The 17,886-nt window shown below is 63.7% G+C and carries 18 protein-coding genes; 12 read left to right on the top strand and 6 right to left on the bottom strand.

Annotated elements, in window-relative coordinates; all coding sequences use genetic code 11:
• Window positions 1–155: 155 nt before the first annotated feature.
• The 12 genes from E1N52_RS09260 (at window position 156) to E1N52_RS09315 (ending at window position 11,336) form a co-directional block, all read left to right on the top strand.
• On the top strand, window positions 156–851 hold the full coding sequence (locus E1N52_RS09260; RefSeq protein WP_133182099.1) for an NADH-quinone oxidoreductase subunit J: 696 nt from the start codon (window positions 156–158) through the stop codon (window positions 849–851).
• Window positions 852–868: 17 nt separating this feature from the next.
• Complete coding sequence (nuoK, locus tag E1N52_RS09265; protein WP_006052894.1) at window positions 869–1,174, top strand: NADH-quinone oxidoreductase subunit NuoK; 306 nt, start codon at window positions 869–871, stop codon at window positions 1,172–1,174.
• A gap of 14 nt (window positions 1,175–1,188) precedes the next feature.
• The gene (gene nuoL, locus E1N52_RS09270) at window positions 1,189–3,234 is read left to right on the top strand and encodes an NADH-quinone oxidoreductase subunit L (RefSeq protein ID WP_133182101.1); all 2,046 of its coding nucleotides are present in this window, start codon (window positions 1,189–1,191) and stop codon (window positions 3,232–3,234) included.
• A gap of 23 nt (window positions 3,235–3,257) precedes the next feature.
• Entirely contained in the window at window positions 3,258–4,757 is a 1,500-nt protein-coding gene (locus E1N52_RS09275; RefSeq protein WP_133182103.1) for an NADH-quinone oxidoreductase subunit M, read from the top strand.
• 25 nt (window positions 4,758–4,782) lie between these two features.
• On the top strand, window positions 4,783–6,255 hold the full coding sequence (gene nuoN / locus E1N52_RS09280) for an NADH-quinone oxidoreductase subunit NuoN (protein WP_133182105.1): 1,473 nt from the start codon (window positions 4,783–4,785) through the stop codon (window positions 6,253–6,255).
• Entirely contained in the window at window positions 6,255–6,557 is a 303-nt protein-coding gene (locus E1N52_RS09285; RefSeq protein ID WP_028205666.1) for a DUF2818 family protein, read from the top strand. Before nuoN ends, E1N52_RS09285 begins: the two co-directional genes overlap by 1 nt.
• Window positions 6,558–6,683: 126 nt before the next feature.
• Window positions 6,684–7,274, top strand: a complete 591-nt coding sequence (locus tag E1N52_RS09290) for an NUDIX domain-containing protein (protein ID WP_028205665.1) — start codon at window positions 6,684–6,686, stop codon at window positions 7,272–7,274.
• A 235-nt stretch (window positions 7,275–7,509) separates the two neighbouring features.
• Window positions 7,510–7,944 (top strand): DUF1178 family protein, encoded by a 435-nt coding sequence (locus E1N52_RS09295; RefSeq protein WP_133182107.1) that lies wholly within the window; start codon window positions 7,510–7,512, stop codon window positions 7,942–7,944.
• 66 nt (window positions 7,945–8,010) lie between these two features.
• Window positions 8,011–9,219 (top strand): acyl-CoA dehydrogenase family protein, encoded by a 1,209-nt coding sequence (locus tag E1N52_RS09300; protein WP_133182109.1) that lies wholly within the window; start codon window positions 8,011–8,013, stop codon window positions 9,217–9,219.
• An 11-nt stretch (window positions 9,220–9,230) separates the two neighbouring features.
• A complete protein-coding gene (locus E1N52_RS09305) occupies window positions 9,231–10,361 on the top strand; it encodes an acyl-CoA dehydrogenase family protein (protein ID WP_133182111.1) in 1,131 nt (376 codons plus the stop codon).
• 49 nt (window positions 10,362–10,410) lie between these two features.
• Complete coding sequence (locus E1N52_RS09310) at window positions 10,411–10,869, top strand: MaoC family dehydratase (RefSeq protein WP_133182113.1); 459 nt, start codon at window positions 10,411–10,413, stop codon at window positions 10,867–10,869.
• Window positions 10,870–10,883: 14 nt separating this feature from the next.
• Window positions 10,884–11,336, top strand: a complete 453-nt coding sequence (locus tag E1N52_RS09315; RefSeq protein WP_133182190.1) for a MaoC family dehydratase — start codon at window positions 10,884–10,886, stop codon at window positions 11,334–11,336.
• Window positions 11,337–11,419: 83 nt separating this feature from the next.
• On the opposite strand, the gene E1N52_RS09320 is transcribed toward E1N52_RS09315, so the two are convergent.
• The 6 genes from E1N52_RS09320 to E1N52_RS09345 form a co-directional block, all read right to left on the bottom strand.
• A complete protein-coding gene (locus tag E1N52_RS09320) occupies window positions 11,420–12,121 on the bottom strand; it encodes a glutathione binding-like protein (protein WP_133182115.1) in 702 nt (233 codons plus the stop codon).
• 146 nt (window positions 12,122–12,267) lie between these two features.
• Window positions 12,268–13,527 (bottom strand): acyl-CoA dehydrogenase family protein, encoded by a 1,260-nt coding sequence (locus E1N52_RS09325; protein ID WP_133182117.1) that lies wholly within the window; start codon window positions 13,525–13,527, stop codon window positions 12,268–12,270.
• 58 nt (window positions 13,528–13,585) lie between these two features.
• The gene (locus E1N52_RS09330) at window positions 13,586–14,704 is read right to left on the bottom strand and encodes a phosphotransferase (protein ID WP_133182119.1); all 1,119 of its coding nucleotides are present in this window, start codon (window positions 14,702–14,704) and stop codon (window positions 13,586–13,588) included.
• 42 nt (window positions 14,705–14,746) lie between these two features.
• Entirely contained in the window at window positions 14,747–15,466 is a 720-nt protein-coding gene (locus E1N52_RS09335; protein ID WP_133182192.1) for a histidine phosphatase family protein, read from the bottom strand.
• A 31-nt stretch (window positions 15,467–15,497) separates the two neighbouring features.
• Window positions 15,498–16,286 (bottom strand): oxepin-CoA hydrolase, alternative type, encoded by a 789-nt coding sequence (locus E1N52_RS09340; protein WP_133182121.1) that lies wholly within the window; start codon window positions 16,284–16,286, stop codon window positions 15,498–15,500.
• Window positions 16,283–17,845 (bottom strand): 3-hydroxyacyl-CoA dehydrogenase, encoded by a 1,563-nt coding sequence (locus E1N52_RS09345; RefSeq protein WP_133182122.1) that lies wholly within the window; start codon window positions 17,843–17,845, stop codon window positions 16,283–16,285. The genes E1N52_RS09340 and E1N52_RS09345 overlap by 4 nt, the downstream gene beginning before the upstream one ends.
• Between the last annotated feature and the right edge of the window lie 41 nt (window positions 17,846–17,886).

The raw sequence follows: 17,886 nt of genomic DNA on the forward strand, positions 1-17,886 counted from the left end.
TCGGCCCGCGGTCCGGGCCGGCTGTGGGGAACGCGTGTGCCGAACGCCCGCGCTTTACCGCAGCCTGACCGCCGCGGCGCGACGCTCTCTGGTCTGGCCGCCAGTCTGCGCTGCGCAATCCGCCTCACGAAGGCCTCAACGATGAACCAGTAATCATGGAATTCACGACCGTCCTGTTCTACATCTTCGCGCTGCTGCTCACGCTGTCAGGGCTGAAGGTGATCACTTCGCGCAATCCTGTCGCGTCTGCGCTCTTCCTCGTGCTCGCGTTCTTCAACGCGGCCGCGATCTGGATGCTGCTCGAGGCTGAATTCCTCGCGATCCTGCTGGTGCTCGTCTACGTGGGCGCGGTGATGGTGCTGTTCCTGTTCGTGGTGATGATGCTGGACATCAACATCGACGTGCTGAGCCGCGACTTCAAGCGCTTCATCCCGGTGGCGACCATCGTGGGCGCGATCATCGTGGTCGAAACCGCGCTGATCCTGTGGCACGGCTATGGTGCGACGAGCACGCCGGTGCCCGACACCACGCCGGCCGCTGCTGCCGCGATTTCGAACGCACACCTGATCGGCAAGATCATCTACACCGACTACATCTTCGCCTTCGAAGTCGCCGGCCTCGTGCTGCTGGTGGCGATCGTCGCGGCCATCGCGCTCACGGTGCGCGAGCCGAAGGACTCGAAGCGCCAGAACGTGTCGAAGCAGGTCAACGTGCGTCGCCAGGACCGCGTGCGCCTCGTGAAGATGCAGGCCGTCGTGGAAGTGCCGGAGCCGGCGGAACCGGCGCAAGCCGAAGCCGGGGCTGCGCCCGCGGCGGGTGCCGCGCCGGCCGCACCGGCAACGAAGAGCTAAGCGCGAAGGAGCGAACCATGCTGACACTGGCCCATTACCTCGTCCTCGGCGCGATCCTTTTTGCGATCTCGATCGTCGGAATCTTTTTGAATCGGCGCAACGTCATCATCATCCTGATGGCGATTGAGCTGATGCTGTTAGCGGTGAACACGAACTTCGTCGCGTTCTCGCATTACCTCGGTGACGTTCACGGACAGATTTTCGTGTTCTTCGTGCTTACAGTTGCGGCGGCGGAAGCTGCAATTGGTCTGGCTATTCTTGTGACCCTGTTCCGCAGCCTCGACACGATCAATGTCGAGGATCTCGATCAGCTCAAAGGCTAAGGCAGGCTGACTTTATGGCAACGACTCTTAACGAAACTCTTCTGCTGGCGATCCCGCTGGCTCCTCTCGCCGGTTCTCTGATTGCCGGTCTCTTTGGCAACACGATCGGGCGCGCGGGCGCGCATACGGTGACCATTCTCGGCGTCGCGATTGCGTTCGTGCTTTCGTGCATTACGCTCTTCGACGTGATGGGCGGCGCGAGCTTCAACGCGACCGTCTACGAATGGATGTCGGTTGGCAGCCTCAAGTTCGAAGTAGGCTTCCTCATCGACTCGTTGACGGCGCTCATGATGGTCGTCGTGACCTTCGTGTCGCTGATGGTGCACATCTACACGATCGGCTACATGGCGGAAGAAGAGGGCTACCAGCGCTTCTTCTCGTACATCGCGCTCTTTACGTTCTCGATGCTGATGCTCGTGATGAGCAACAACTTCCTGCAGCTGTTCTTCGGCTGGGAAGCGGTGGGCCTCGTCTCGTACCTGCTGATCGGCTTCTACTTCAAGCGTGAAAGCGCGATCTACGCGAACATGAAGGCGTTCCTCGTGAACCGCGTGGGCGACTTCGGCTTCCTGCTCGGTATCGGCCTGTTGCTCGCGTTCGGCGGCTCGCTGAACTACAACGACATCTTCGCGAAGGGTCATGAAATCGCCGCGCTGACGTTCCCGGGCACCTCGTGGAACCTGCTCACCGTTGCGTGTATCTGCCTCTTCATCGGCGCGATGGGCAAGTCGGCTCAGTTCCCGCTGCACGTCTGGCTCCCGGACTCGATGGAAGGCCCGACGCCGATCTCCGCACTGATTCACGCGGCAACCATGGTGACGGCCGGTATCTTCATGGTCGCGCGCATGTCGCCGCTGTTCGAACTCTCGGAAGCCGCGCTGTCGTTCATCGTCGTGATCGGCGCCATTACCGCGCTCTTCATGGGCTTCCTCGGCGTGGTCCAGAACGACATCAAGCGTGTCGTGGCTTACTCCACGCTCTCGCAGCTCGGCTACATGACGGTTGCGCTCGGCGTTTCGGCTTACCCGGTCGCGATCTTCCACCTGATGACGCACGCGTTCTTCAAGGCGCTGCTGTTCCTCGGCGCGGGCTCGGTCATCATCGGCATGCACCACGACCAGGACATGCGCAACATGGGCGGCCTGCGCAAGTACATGCCGATCACGTGGATCACCTCGCTCATCGGTTCGCTCGCGCTGATCGGCACGCCGTTCTTCTCGGGCTTCTACTCGAAGGATTCGATCATCGACGCCGTGAAGCTCTCGCACCTGCCGGGTTCGGGCTTCGCGTACTTCGCCGTCGTGGCAAGCGTGTTCGTCACGGCGCTGTACTCGTTCCGTATGTACTTCCTCGTGTTCCACGGTGAAGAGCGCTTCCGCGGTCCGAAGCATCCGGAATCGCCGATGGCGATCGAAGCAGCCCACGGTCATGGCGATCATGGCCACGACGAACACCACGTGCACGTGCCGCACGAGTCGCCGTGGGTCATCTGGGTGCCGCTCGTTCTGCTCGCGATTCCTTCGGTGATCGCCGGTGCGTTCGCAATCCAGCCGCTGCTCTTCGGTGACTTCTTCTCGCATGGCGTGGCGTTCCAGAACGTCATCTTCGTTGGCGAGAACCACGAAGCGCTCGCGGAGATGGGCAAGGAATTCCAGGGCTGGGCCGCGATGGGCGCGCATGCGTTCTCGGGTCTGCCGGTGTGGCTCGCACTCGCGGGTGTGGTGGTGGCGTGGTTCTTCTACATGAAGCGCCCGGAACTGCCGGCCGTCGTGTCGCGCACTTTCTCGCCGGTCTACAAGCTGCTGGCAAACGCGTATTACCTCGACAAGATCAACGAAATTGTCTTCGCTCGCGGAGCAGTTGCGATCGGTCGCGGTCTGTGGAAGGAGGGCGATGTCGTCGTGATCGACGGCGTCGTAAACGGGAGCGCCAAGTTTATCGGCTGGTTTGCAACTGTCATTCGTTTCCTGCAATCCGGCTATATCTATCACTACGCATTTGCCATGATCATTGGCATGCTTGGCCTCCTTACCCTGTTTGTAACGCTCGGCGGCAAATAAGGCAAAATAAGGCGAGGAAACGCATGCACGCAACTCCGATTCTCAGTATTGCGATATGGATGCCGATCGTATTCGGCGTCATCGTTCTTGTAGTGGGTTCCCGTCGGAACCCGAGTGCGGACCGCTGGCTCGCACTCATCGGTTCGGTGCTTAGTTTCCTCGTCACCCTTCCGCTCGTTGCGGGCTTCGATACGAGCACGGCTTCCCTGCAGTTCGAGGAGAAGGCGGTCTGGATCGAGCGGTTCAATATTGCGTATCACCTGGGCGTCGACGGCATCGCGATGTGGTTCGTCGTGCTGACGGCGCTCATCACCGTGATCGTCGTGATCGCGGGCTGGCAGGTCATCACGAAGAACGTCGCGCAGTATTACGCGTCGTTCCTCATCCTGTCGGGCATCATGATCGGCGTTTTCTGCGCCGCCGACGGTCTGCTGTTCTACGTGTTCTTCGAAGCCACGCTCATTCCGATGTACATCATCATCGGTGTGTGGGGCGGCCCGAACCGCGTGTACGCAGCGTTCAAGTTCTTTCTCTACACGCTGGCCGGCTCGCTGCTCATGCTGGTCGCGTTGCTGTACCTGTACCGCATTACCGGGACCTTCGACCTCGCCACGTGGCAGGCCGCGAAGATCGCCATGACGCCGCAAATCTTGCTGTTCATCGCGTTCTTCTTCGCGTTCGCCGTCAAGGTGCCGATGTGGCCGGTCCACACGTGGTTGCCGGACGCGCACGTCGAAGCGCCCACGGGCGGCTCGGTCGTGCTGGCTGCGATCATGCTCAAGCTCGGCGCGTACGGTTTCCTGCGTTTCTCGCTGCCGGTCACGCCGGACGCGAGCCACTACCTGGCGCCGGTCATCATCACGTTGTCCCTGATCGCCGTGATCTACATCGGCCTCGTGGCGATGGTGCAGGCGGACATGAAGAAGCTGGTCGCGTACTCGTCGATTGCCCACATGGGCTTCGTCACGCTCGGCTTCTTTATGTTCGGCGAATCGAGCCAGCTCGCGATGGAAGGCGGGATCATCCAGATGATCTCGCACGGTTTCGTCTCGGGCGCCATGTTCCTGTGCATCGGTGTGCTGTACGACCGCATGCACACACGCGATATCGCGGACTACGGTGGTGTGGTCAACACCATGCCGAAGTTCGCGGCGCTGGTCATGCTGTTCGCGATGGCCAACTGCGGTCTGCCGGGCACCTCGGGATTCGTCGGCGAATTCATGGTGATTCTGGCGGCCGTGAAGTACAACTTCTGGATCGCATTCGGGGCGGCGTTCACGCTGATCCTGGGCGCGGCCTATACGTTGTGGATGTACAAGCGGGTGTACTTCGGCGCCATCGCGAACGATCACGTTCGCGAGCTGAAGGACATCAACTGTCGCGAATACTTCATTCTTGGAGTGCTTGCACTGTTTACGCTTTTCATGGGCGTCTACCCGAAGCCCTTTACCGATGTGATGCACGTTTCCGTGGAAAACCTCCTCTCCCACGTCGCAGTGTCGAAACTGCCGCTGTCACAGTAATACCCGAGCGGAGGAACAAAAGATCATGCCAAACGCCCCTATGTACGCTCTGCTGCCCGACGGCCTGGTGATGACCGGCCTCGTCGTCGCGTGGCTCAACGACACGTTCACCGGTCCTGAAGGCCGGCGCACGACCTACTTCATCGCGCTGCTGACCACGGTCATAGCCGGTATCTGGTTCGCGGTGGACGCGTTCGATCCGCACGTGTACTACTACTTCACGCGCATGTACGTGGTCGATCCGTTCGCGAGCGCCATGAAGGCAGTGGTCACGCTCGGCTACGCCGTGTCGATCGTGTACTCGCGCAAGTACCTCGAAGACCGCGACATGTTCCGGGGCGAGTTCTTCCTGCTTGGCCTGTTCTCGCTTCTCGGCCAGCTCACGATGATCTCGGGCAACAACTTCCTCACGCTGTACCTCGGCCTCGAGTTGATGTCGCTCTCGCTCTACGCGGTCATCGCACTGCGTCGTAACGCGGCGCAGTCGAACGAAGCGGCCATGAAGTACTACGTGCTGGGTGCGCTCGCTTCGGGCTTCCTGCTCTACGGCATCTCGATGCTGTACGGCGCGACCGGCTCGCTCGAGCTGAACGAAGTGTTCAAGGCGGTGGCTTCGGGCCACATCAACGATATCGTCCTGCTGTTCGGCGTGGTGTTCATCGTCGCCGGCGTGGCGTTCAAGATGGGTGCGGTGCCGTTCCACATGTGGGTGCCGGACGTCTATCAAGGCGCGCCTACGGCCATGACGCTGCTCACCGGCGGCGGCCCGAAGGTCGCGGCATTCGCCTGGGCCGTGCGCTTCCTCGTGATGGGCCTGCTGCCGCTGGCAGTGGACTGGCAGGAGATGCTGATCATCCTCGCGGCACTTTCGATGATCGTCGGCAACATCACGGGTATCGTCCAGCGCAACATCAAGCGCATGCTCGCGTACTCGGCCATTTCGAACATGGGCTTCGTGCTGCTCGGCCTGCTCGCCGGCATCGTCGACAACAAGGCGACGGGCGCGGCCAGCGCATACAGCTCGGCCATGTTCTACAGCATCGTCTATCTGATCACGACGCTCGGCGCCTTCGGCATCGTCATGCTGCTTTCGCGCCGCGATTTCGAAGCGGAAACGATCGACGACTTCAAGGGCCTGAACCAGCGCAACCCGGTGTTCGCGTTCGTGATGATGCTCATGATGTTCTCGCTCGCCGGCATTCCGCCGACCGTCGGCTTCTACGCGAAGCTCGCTGTGCTCGAAGCGACCATGAATGCGGGCCTCACGTGGCTTGCGGTGCTCGCCGTTATCACGTCGCTGTTCGGCGCGTTCTACTACCTGCGTATCGTCAAGCTGATGTACTTCGACGCACCGCAGGACGAAGCACCGATCGAGAGCCACGCATGCAACCGCGCGCTGCTCACGCTCAACGGCGTGGCGGTGCTCGTGCTGGGCATCATTCCTGGCCCGCTGATGTCGATCTGCCTGCAGGCTGTCACGCATACGCTGCCGCTCTGATGTCGGCAGCGGGCTGGTTCATCGTGCTGTTGGCGCTCGCGGGCGCCAACCTGCCGTTCCTCAACCAGCGATTGTTCGGCGTCGTGCCGCTTCGCGCACCGAAGAAGAGTGCGTGGATTCGCATCGCTGAAATGATCGTGCTGTATTTTGTGGTCGGTACGTTCGGCTTCCTGCTGGAGGCGCGCGCCGGCAATCGTTTTGACCAGGGCTGGCAGTTTTACGCGATCACCTTCAGTCTTTTTGTCGTGTTCGCGTTCCCCGGCTTCACCTGGCAATATCTCGTCAAACGCCGCCCGGCGTGACGCGCGTCGCCGGCCTGTGGCCGGCACGCGCTGTGCGACCCGCAGTCTGGCCCGCAGTTCGACCGATTCCACTTCAAGCGGCGCGCCCGCGGTTTCCCGATTTTTTGAGCACCCACGAGGCTGACTATGGCTGAACATCATCAACACGACCCGGCACTCGCCGAGACGTGCGTGGAAAGCACGACGCTCTACGCAGGCAATTTTCTTACCCTGAAGCGCGACACCGTTGCGCTGCCGGACGGCAAGCACGCCACGCGCGAGTTCGTTCAGCATCCTGGCGCGGTGATGGTCATCCCGCTGTTCGACGACGGCCGCGTGCTGATGGAGCGCCAGTACCGCTATCCGCTCTCGCGCGTGATGACCGAATTCCCGGCAGGCAAGCTCGATCCGCAGGAAGGCGCGCTCGCCTGCGCGATCCGCGAACTGAAGGAGGAGACGGGCTATACGGCGCGCGAGTATGTCTATCTCGCGCAGATCCATCCCGTGATCTCGTACTCGACCGAGTTCATCGACATTTACCTCGCACGCGGGCTGACCGCCGGCGCGGCGCAGCTCGACGACGGCGAGTTCCTCGAAACGTTCACGGCGACGGTTCCCGAACTGCTCGAATGGGTGCGTACGGGCAAGATCACCGACGTGAAGACGATTGTCGGCACGTTCTGGCTCGAAAAGGCGCTCTCGGGTGCGTGGCCGCTCGCGAAGGCAGAGCAGGGCTGACACGCGCTACACGGCGCAGCGAATTCCCGATCGACGGCGGCCCTTGTGGCCGCCGTTGTCGCTTCTACGCGCGTCCGAAGCAAAACAGGCCTCGAAGCACCTTCAGCGCGCCCGCCCGAGCAGCGCTACAATCGAACCCCCGGGAAATCCCCGGTGGCTGGCCGCAGGAATTTTTTCGAACGGTCGTTCACAAATTTACGATTTGCGCTAAACTCATCGCAAGCCTCGATTCCCCATGAAGGTCCTCGATTTACAGTGTCCAGACGGCCATCGGTTTGAAGGCTGGTTCGCATCGGTTGACGACTTCGAGTCGCAACTGTCCCGCAAGCTGGTCGAATGTCCGATGTGCGGCGCCACCCATGTGACCCGCTTGCCGTCCGCGCCCCGGCTGAACCTGTCCGGCGCGAGCGAAACGCCGAAAGCGTCGCCGCAAGAGCAGGCGGCGCAATGGCAGGCGCATGCGATGGGTGTGATCCGAGAGGTCCTCGAGAAGACGGAGAACGTAGGCGACCGTTTCGCCGAGGAGGCGCGGCGCATTCACTACAACGAAGCGCCGTCGCGCAACATCCGTGGAGTCGCTTCCGCGGACGATGCGCAAGCTCTCGTCGAAGAAGGCATCGATGTGATGCCGCTACCGGTTCCGGCCGCGTTGAAGGGTCCGCTGCAATAACGCCATGCGGGTCTTCGCCGCGGCGCGAGGTTCGCTCGCACCGGCCGCGGCCAGGAGACATTGCGTATGGATCTGGACTACACCCCCGCTGACGACGCATTTCGCGCCGAAATCCGCGCCTGGCTCGAGGCCAATCTGCCTCAAGCGATGCGCGACAAGGTTCTCAACCACAAACGCCTCTCGCGCGACGACATTGCCAACTGGCACAAGCTGCTAGGCAAGAAGGGCTGGTCCGCGCCCGCATGGCCCGCGGAATGGGGCGGCCCTGGCTGGACAGAAGCGCAACGCCACATCTGGGACGCCGAGTGCGGCCGCATCGGCGCGCCGCCGGTACTGCCGTTCGGCGTGTCGATGGTCGCGCCCGTGCTCATGAAGTACGGTAACGAAGCCCAAAAGCGCCGCTATCTCCCGCGCATCCTTTCCGGTGAAGACTGGTGGTGCCAGGGCTACTCCGAGCCGGGCTCGGGTTCCGACCTCGCATCGTTGCGCACGCGTGCCGTACTTGTGAAAAGCGGTGAAGGCGATCACTACGTCGTGAACGGCCAGAAGACCTGGACCACGCTCGGCCAGCACGCCGACATGATGTTCTGCCTCGTGCGCACCGACCCTGCGGCGAAGAAACAGGAAGGCATCTCCTTTCTCCTCATCGACATGAAAACGCCCGGCATCACCGTGCGTCCGATCATCACGCTCGATGAAGACCATGAGGTCAACGAAGTATTTTTCGAAGACGTGAAGGTGCCCGTCGAAAATCTCGTTGGCGACGAGAACCGCGGCTGGACCTACGCGAAGTATCTGCTCGGCCACGAGCGTACGGGTATCGCGCGCGTGGGCGCGTCGAACCGCGAACTCGCATTCCTCAAGAGCGTCGCGCTCAAGCAGAAGAAGCGTGGGAAGCCGCTGCTCGAAGACCCCGTATTCGCGGCGCGCGTGGCTGCCGTCGAAATCGAGCTGATGGCGCTCGAAGTGACCGCCGAGCGCGTGATCGCGAGCGCGTCGAACGGACGCGGCCCCGGTCCCGAAGCGTCGATGCTCAAGATCAAGGGCACGGAGATCCAGCAGGCGCTGACCGAGCTGATGGTCGATGCGATCGGCCCGCTTGCGGCGCCGTTCGATCCGGCGTTCCTCGAGGGCGAGCACGAACAAGCGGCCGGCGGCGACGACGACGCGGCCCCGCTCGCGGCGTACTACTTCAACTATCGGAAGACGTCGATCTACGGCGGGTCGAACGAAATTCAGAAGAACATCATCTCGCAGATGATTCTGGGGATTTGAGGAGCGGCGCAATGAACTTCAATTTCACCGAAGAACAACAGCAACTCGCCGACGCGCTGCGTCGCTATCTCGACAAGAACTACGCCTTCGAAGCGCGCCAGGCGATCGTGAAGACACCCGCTGGCGTTTCGGACCAGCACTGGAACGCGTTCGTCGAGTTGGGACTGACCGCGCTGCCGGTGCCGGCGGAGCAGGGCGGTTTCGACGGCGCGCCATTCGACATGCTCGTCGTCATGCAGCAGCTGGGCCGCGCGCTCGTGGTCGAGCCGTACTGGGCAACCGCGGTGGCCGTCGAGGCGCTCAAGCTCGCGGGCGGTGCGGCAGATGCGGAAAACGCGGCGCTGCTCGAACGCGTCGCCTCGGGCGAGGTCAAGCTTGCTGCGGCGTTCCATGAGCCGCAGTCGCGCTACGACCTGTTCTCTCTGGAAACGCAGGCGAAGGAAACGGGCGACGGCTTTGCGCTTACCGGCACGAAATCGGTCGTGCAGCACGGTGCCCAGGCCGACTACTGGATCGTGCCGGCGCGCTTCGCGGGCGAGGTTGCGCTTTTTGTCGTCGCGCGCGATGCGAAGGGTGTCGACGTGAGCGATTACCGCACGATCGACGGCCAGCGCGCCGCGACGCTGACCTTCAAGGAAGCGCACGCGCGACGCCTTGGCGACGTGCACACCGGCGCGGCGACGTGGGAGAAGATTGCCGACTACGCCACGTTCCTGCTATGTGCGGAAGCCGTGGGTGCCATGGACGCGCTCAACCACGCAACGGTCGAATACACGAAGACGCGTCAACAGTTCGGCGTGCCGATCGCGCGCTTCCAGGCGCTGCAGCACCGCATGGCAGAGATGCTGATCCACGCCGAGCAGGCCCGCTCGCTGACTTACCTCGCCGCCGCGCGATACAGTAGCGAATCGGCCGACGAGCGGCGCCGCGCGATCTCGGCAGCGAAGGTGCGCGTGGGGCAGGCGGCGCGTTTTATCGGCCAGCAGGCCGTGCAACTGCACGGCGGCATGGGCGTCACCAACGAAGTGGCGGCCGCGCATCTGTTCAAGCGTCTCGCGATCATCGAAACGACGCTCGGTGACGTCGATCATCATCTCGAACGCTTCGCTTCGCTGCCCGGTTTCGCGCAGGCAGCAGCGTAGCGCGTGGTGGCAGCAGGCAACAACAGGGCAACATCGGCGGAGAATACGGATGGGCGTGAGTTACGAAGATCTCGAAGTGGGCAAGCGCTATGTGGTCGGTTCCCACACCTTTGGGCGTGACGAGGTGGTGCAATTCGCGGAGCAGTTCGATCCGCAACCGTTCCACATGAGCGAGGCGGGCGGCGAGGCGTCGATGTTCGGCGGGCTCGTTGCGAGCGGCTGGCATACCTGTTCGGTCATGATGGGCATGCTCGTGCGCAACTTTCTCAAGGACTCGACCTCGATGGGCTCGCCCGGCGTCGACGAGATCCGCTGGCTCAAGCCCACGCGCGTGGGCGACACACTCACGATGACGAACGCAATCCTGAGCAAGCGCGTCTCGGCGAGCAAGCCGGACCGCGGTATCGTCGAAACGCAGTGGGAAGGACACAACCAGCACGGCGAGCTGATCGTGACCGTGCGTTCGAAGGCGCTGTTCGGCCTTCGCCATCCAGGGAGCGCATCGTGAGCGAAAGCGATGTCATGCAGATTGCCGACGCGGCGGCGTTGCGCGCGCTGATCGGCGCAGGGCCGCTCGTGAGCGGCTGGCGCGAGGTGAGTGAGGCGGACGTGCACGGTTTTGCCGACGCCACGGGCGACCACCAGTGGATCCACATCGACGCCGAGCGCGCGCGCCGCGAGTCGCCTTTTGGCGGCCCGATTGCGCACGGCTTTCTCACGCTTTCCCTGATTCCCGTGCTGCTCGGAGCAACGCTGCACATGCGTCAGAGCATGGGTGTGAACTACGGGCTCAACCGCGTGCGCTTCACGCAGCCGGTGCCCGTGGGCGCGAAGGTGCGAGCACGTATCGCGGTGAAAGAAGTGAGCGACGTGGAAGGCGGCGGGGTGCAGGTCGTGTGGGACGTGAGCATCGAGCGCGAAGGCAGCGAACGGCCCGCATGCGTGGCCGAATTCATTACGCGGCACTACTTCTAAGGTTGTTGCGAAGTCAACGAAAAGGGGCGCTCCGCTGCAAGGCGGGCGCCCCTTTGGTTTTGCGTGGGCTTCAGCGCAATGCGTTAGTGCCTGGCGTACTGCGTCGCGCCGAACAGCATCTCCTTCGCCTTCTCATCCATGAGCGGCTTGCGCACATTGGCGAGCACTTCCACGCCGCGCTTGACGGCCGGCCGCGCCGCGATCGTCTCGTGCCAGCGCTTCACGTTGGGCAGCGAATCGAGATCGATGCCCTGGTTTTGCCAGGAGCGCGTCCACGGGAAAGCGGCGATATCCGCGATGGTGTACTCGTCGCCGGCCAGATATTCGGTCTTTTCCAGTTGCGTTTCCATCACGTTGTAGAGCCGCTTCGCTTCGTTCGTGTAGCGATTGACCGCATACTCGATCTTCTCGGGCGCGTAGATGCGGAAGTGGTGCGCCTGGCCGAGCATGGGGCCGAGTCCGCCCATCTGGAACATCACCCATTGCAGCACGTCGTAGCGCGCTGCGAGATCCTCGGGCATGAAGCGGCCGGTTTTCGCAGCGAGATAGATCAGGATCGCGCCCGACTCGAACAGCGAGAACGGCTGGCCGTCGGCGCGGCGCGGGCCTTCTGAGTCGGTAATGGCGGGAATCTTGTTGTTCGGGCTGATGGCGAGGAATTCGGGCTTGAACTGGTCGCCCGCACCGATATCGACCGGATGCACCCGGTATTCGAGGCCGGTTTCCTCGAGCATGATATGGACTTTGTGACCGTTCGGCGTGGCCCAGCTGTAGACGTCGATCATCGTGGCTCCTTGGCACCATGAAAGAAGGCGCCGCGAAAGTCCGGATAGTCTTCCGCGACGCCCGATCTGGCGCAAATTAGCATAGATCGGCGTCGCTCGCAGAAGGCGCATGAGCGCCCCTGCTGCGCTTGTGGACTTACGCGGGATTACGACCGCGTAACCGGCATCTCCACGCGCGATGCCGCGCCAGCGTCCATATGGCGCGCGAGTTCGAGCTTGGCGATGGCGTTGCGGTGTACTTCGTCGGGGCCGTCCGCGAAGCGCAGCGTGCGCGCCGAAGCGTACGAGTACGCCAGCGGGAAGTCGCCGCTCACGCCCGCCGCGCCGTGCACCTGCATGGCCCAGTCGATCACCTGGCAGGCCATGTTCGGCGCCACTACCTTGATCATGGCGATCTCGCCGCGCGCGCCCTTGTTACCGACGGTGTCCATCATGTAAGCGGTCTTGAGCGTGAGCAGTCGGGCCTGTTCGATCATGCAGCGCGCTTCGGCAATGCGCTCCTGCGTGACCGTCTGCTGGGCAACCGCCTTGCCGAACGCCACGCGCGAGAGGGCGCGCTTCGCCATAAATTCGAGCGCGCGTTCCGCGAGGCCGATCAGGCGCATGCAGTGGTGGATACGGCCCGGCCCGAGCCGCCCTTGCGCGATCTCGAATCCGCGGCCTTCACCGAGCAGGATGTTCGAAGCCGGTACGCGCACGTTTTCGAGCGTGATCTCCATATGGCCGTGCGGCGCGTCGTCGTACCCGAACACGGTGAGCGGGCGGCGCACGGTGATGCCGGCGGTATCGGACGGCACGAGGATCATCGACTGTTGAGCATGGCGCGGCGCATCGGGGTCGGTCTTGCCCATCAGGATGTAGATCGCGCAGCGCGGGTCGCCCGCGCCCGACGACCACCACTTCGTGCCGTTGATCACGTAGTCGTCGCCGTCGCGCTCGATGCGCGTCTGGATGTTCGTCGCGTCCGATGAGGCCACGTCGGGCTCGGTCATCAGGAAGGCGGAGCGGATCTGGCCTGCCAGCAGCGGCGCGAGCCATTGCTGCTTGTGCGCCTCGCTGCCGTAGCGCTCTATCGTTTCCATGTTGCCGGTGTCGGGGGCGCTGCAGTTGAACACTTCAGGCGCCCAGTGCACGCGGCCCATGATTTCGCACAGCGGCGCGTATTCGAGGTTCGTGAGGCCCGCGCCGCGTTCGGAGGCGGGCAGGAAGAGGTTCCACAGTCCGGCCGCGCGCGCTTGTTCCTTCAACTGCTCGACGATCTCCGTGGGCACCCACGCGTTGCCGTTCGCGCGATTGCGCTCGACTTCCTCGTGGAAGACGGCTTCGTTCGGATAGATGTGTTCGTCGAAAAATGCGAGCAGTTTCTCGCGCAGCGCCTGCACTTTCGGGGAGTAATCGAAATTCATCGGTGACCTCGCAATGCGATGCAGTGACAGTGAAAAGTGAGTCGTTCTCGATCGGGTTTCAGCGAACTTTCTGCGCGTAGCGCCAGGCGAGTTCCGCCATCGGCCTCGCGCGGCGGCCTGCGTCGATGGCCTGCGCGCTCGCGGCTGTGCCATCGACCACGCGTTTCATGATGCCCTGCAGGATCGCCGCGATCCGGAACATGTTGTACGCAAGATAGAAGTTCCAGTCGCCGCGAATCTCGAGGCCGGTGCGCTCGCAATAGCGTGCGACGTACTGCGCCTCGTCGGGAATGCCGAGCGCTTGCCAGTCGAGCCCGGCAATGCCGCGGAACTGCGCGGGATCGACGTGCCAGGCCATGCAGTGATAGGAGAAGTCGGCGAGCGGGTCGCCGAGTGTGGAGAGTTCCCAGTCGAGCACGGCCAGCACGCGCGGCTCGTTCGGATGAAAGATCAGGTTGTCGAGGCGGTAGTCGCCATGCACGACCGATACGCGCGAGCCCGCATCGTCGGGCATGTGCTGCGGCAGCCATTCGATCAGGTGATGCATGGCGTCGATGCGCTCCGTTTCCGAGGCCTGATACTGGCGGCTCCAGCGATCGATCTGGCGTGCGAAATAATTGCCTGGCTTGCCGTAGTCGGCGAGACCCACGGCGTCGGGCTTCACGTTGTGGAGCGCTGCGATCACACGGTTCATCTCGTCGTAGATCGCACCGCGTTGCTCGCGCGTCATGCCGGGCAGCGACTGGTCCCAGAGCACGCGCCCCTCGACGAACTCCATCACGTAGAACGCGCGGCCAATCACCGCTTCGTCGTCGCAGAGCGCGAGCATTTTTGCGACCGGTACATCGGTTGCGGCGAGCGCGTCCATCACGCGATATTCGCGTTCGATCGCATGCGCAGACGGCAGCAGCTTCGCCTTGGGTCCCGGCTTCGCGCGCATCACGTAGGTGCGGCCGGGCGTGACGAGCTTGAACGTCGGGTTCGACTGGCCGCCGGCGAACTGCTCGATCGTGAGAGGGCCTTTGAAGCCTTCCACGTGAGCGGTGAGCCAGGCGCTCAGCGCCTCCACGTCGAAGCGCTGACGCTCGGCAACCGGGCGCGTGCCTTCGAACGCCGAGTAGTCGGGGCGCGTTTGCGCGTTGTTTTGCGTGTCTCCATCCGGGGTGGCTTGCGCCATTTTCGTCTCCCTTCTCCTGATTCTCCTGTGGGTCGCCGCACCTCAGCCGTGCGGTCTATAGCGCAGGTATTGCGCGTACAGCATCTCCATCGTCGTGTTGCGTGTGTCGCGGTGCAGCGGCGTGGGCGGCGCGTAGTTGAGCATGCGCACGACCCAGTCCCGCGGCGCGGCGCCGACATCGAGCGCGTTGATGCAGCCCGTGGCCTGCGCGAGATGGCCGAAGAATGCGCGTCCGCCCGCCGTGATCGCATGCGAGAGAATCGCGCGGTTCACGCCGCCGTGCAGCACGAGCAGCGCCGAGTCCCACGACGGGTCGGCGCGCATCGCATCGAGCGGCGGCAGCACGCGGTCGAGCAGCTCGCCGATCGTCTCGCCGCCGAGAAAGCGCGTGTCTTCCGGCACGATGCCGTCGAACACGCGCAGAAACGCGTCTTCGACTTCGGCAGGTGGAATGGCGGCGAGACGCCCGCCGCGAATCTCCTCCCACGCGCTCTGCACTTCGAGTTCGATCGACTGACCGGTTGCCGCGATTACGCGCTGTGCGGTCTCGACCGTGCGGCGCAGTCCGCTCACGATCACGCGATCGAAACGCACCCCCTGCAAGGCGAACGCTTCACCGGCAGCGGTCGCCTGGGCGCGACCGTTCTCGTTGAGCGGCACGGTGTCCGGGTCGATTGCGCGACCCGTCTCGTCGAAGTAGGTGACGTCGCCGTGACGCATCACGTAGAGGCGCCGGCGCGCGGGCAACTGGTACTCGGTCATGGGTGTGCCGCTCATGCGGATTGACGCGGATTTACTTGTAGACAGGGGCGCGTTTTTCGAGGAACGCGGTAATGCCTTCGAGACCGTCGCGGTGATGCAGCGACGCGACGAAACTTTCGCGCTCCGCAGCAAGCTGTGTTTCGAGCGGTTGCGTGTCCGCGACGTTCGTCAAACCCTTGATGCGCGCCACCGAATTCGGCGAGATCTTCGCGAGTTCGTCGGCCCAGGCAAGCGCCGTATCGAGCGCCGTTTGCGGCTTCGCGAGCCGGTTCACGACGCCCAGTTCCGCGAGACGCGCCGCGCCGATCGGCTTGCCTTCCACCATCAGCTCGAACGCGAGCGAGCGCGGGAGCGAGCGCGCGAGGAACCACGAGCCGCCGCCGTCGGGTGTCAGACCCACGCGCGAATAGGCCATGACGAACTTGGCATCGTCGGCGGCGACGAGCAGGTCGGCGGCAAGCGCGAGCGAGAAGCCCGCGCCGGCGGCCGCGCCTTCCACGGCCGCGATGATCGGCTTGCTCGACTGGCGCATCGCGGTGACCCACGCAGCGAGCATGTCGATGCTGGCGGCCTGCACCGAAGGGTCCTTCGCGCGGTTTTCGAGCAGGCGGTTGAGGTTGCCGCCGGCGCAGAAGAAGTTGTCGGCGCCCGTGAGGACGATCGCGCGCAGCGACGGGTCGCGCTCGGCGGCGTCGAAGGCTTCGACGGCAGCGGCGTACATGTCGGGATGCAGCGCGTTGCGTGCGCCGGGGTTCGACAGCGTGAGGACGAGTGTCGATTCGTGGCCTTGTGGGCGGGTGCTGAGGAGTTCGGCGCTCATTGCGGAGCCTCGTTCGATGCGTTGATGTCTGCTGCTTCTGCTTGCGTCAGCGAAAGGCCGAGCGGCGCGCGGCGCGCGAGCCACGGCGACGGGCGATAGCGCGGATCGCCGAGCACGGTGTGGATGTTGCGCAGGATCGTGAGGATCGTGCTAGCGCCCAGTGCGTCGCCGAGCGCGAGCGGGCCGCGCGGGTAGCCCAGACCCAGCGTAACCGCGAGGTCGATGTCGCCGGGTGTGGCGATCTGCTTTTGCGCGATGTCGCAACCGATGTTGACGATCGTCGCGACGATACGCTGCGCGATGAAGCCCGTCGAATCGCGGATCACGGTGACGGGCACGCCGTCGGCGGCGAAGAGCGCATGGCCTGCGTCGCGTGCTGCGCGCGTGGTGGCGGGCGTCGTCATCAACGTGCGGCGCTTCGCGGTGTCGAGCGGGAACAGCGTGTCGATGGCGACGACGCGGCTCGCGTCGAGCTGCTCGTCGAGTGCGGCGGTCGTGGCATCGAGGCCGAGCGGCGCGACGACGATCAGCGAGTCGGCTGCCGGCGTATCGCCTTCGTCGACGGACACACCGGCCTTTGCTGCGAGCGCGAGCACGGCGTCACGCGCGGCGGCGTTGCGGCGGCTCACCCAGACGCGCGCGGGCAGGGCAGTGGGCGCGGCCGGTTCGTCGGGCACCTGCTGCTTGCCATCGACATAGCGATAGAAGCCTTCACCGGCTTTGCGGCCAACGAGCCCGCCCGCGAGCCGCACGCCCGTGATGGGCGACGGCGTGAAGCGCGGCTCTTCATAGAACTGGTGATAGATCGACTCCATTACCGGATGCGAGACATCGAGGGCGGTGAGGTCGAGCAGCTCGAACGGTCCGAGGCGAAAGCCCGCCTGTTCGCGCATGACGCGATCGATGTCGACGAAGCTCGCTACGCCTTCGCCCGCCACGCGCAGGCCTTCGGTATTCATGCCGCGGCCCGCGTGATTGACGATGAAGCCGGGCATGTCCTTCGCGCGCACCGGCGTGTGGCCCATGCGGCGCGCGAGCGCCATGAGCGCGTCGCCCGCGGCGGGATCGCTGCGCAAGCCGTCGATCACTTCGACCACCTTCATGAGCGGCACGGGGTTGAAGAAGTGATAGCCCGCGACGCGCGATGGATCGCTGCACGCGGCGGCGATGGCGGTAATGGAAAGCGACGAGGTGTTCGATACGAGCACGCAACGCTCGCTCACCACGCTTTCGAGCTCGCGAAAGAGGGTACGCTTCGCTTCGAGATTCTCGACGATCGCTTCGATCACGAGATCGCAGACCGCGAGTTCATCGAGCGTGTGCGCGCCGCTCACGCGTTCGAGCGCGGCGTTGGCGGCAGCATCATCGAGCTTGCCTTTTGCCGCGAGTTTCGCGAAGGTGTCGGCGAGATAATCGCGCGCGGCGGCGACCGCCTGCGGGTTCGTGTCGTAGAGGCGCACCGCGAGGCCTGCCTGCGCGGCGATCTGGGCGATACCGCGGCCCATCGCGCCGGTGCCGACGATGCCGATTGTCTCAATGTTGAAATGATGTGAAGTCATTGGAAGCCTGGCTCCATGATTAGCCTAGAATAGCACGGTCG

This window comes from Paraburkholderia guartelaensis, from assembly GCF_004353905.1.
Taxonomy (GTDB): Bacteria; Pseudomonadota; Gammaproteobacteria; order Burkholderiales; family Burkholderiaceae; genus Paraburkholderia; species Paraburkholderia guartelaensis.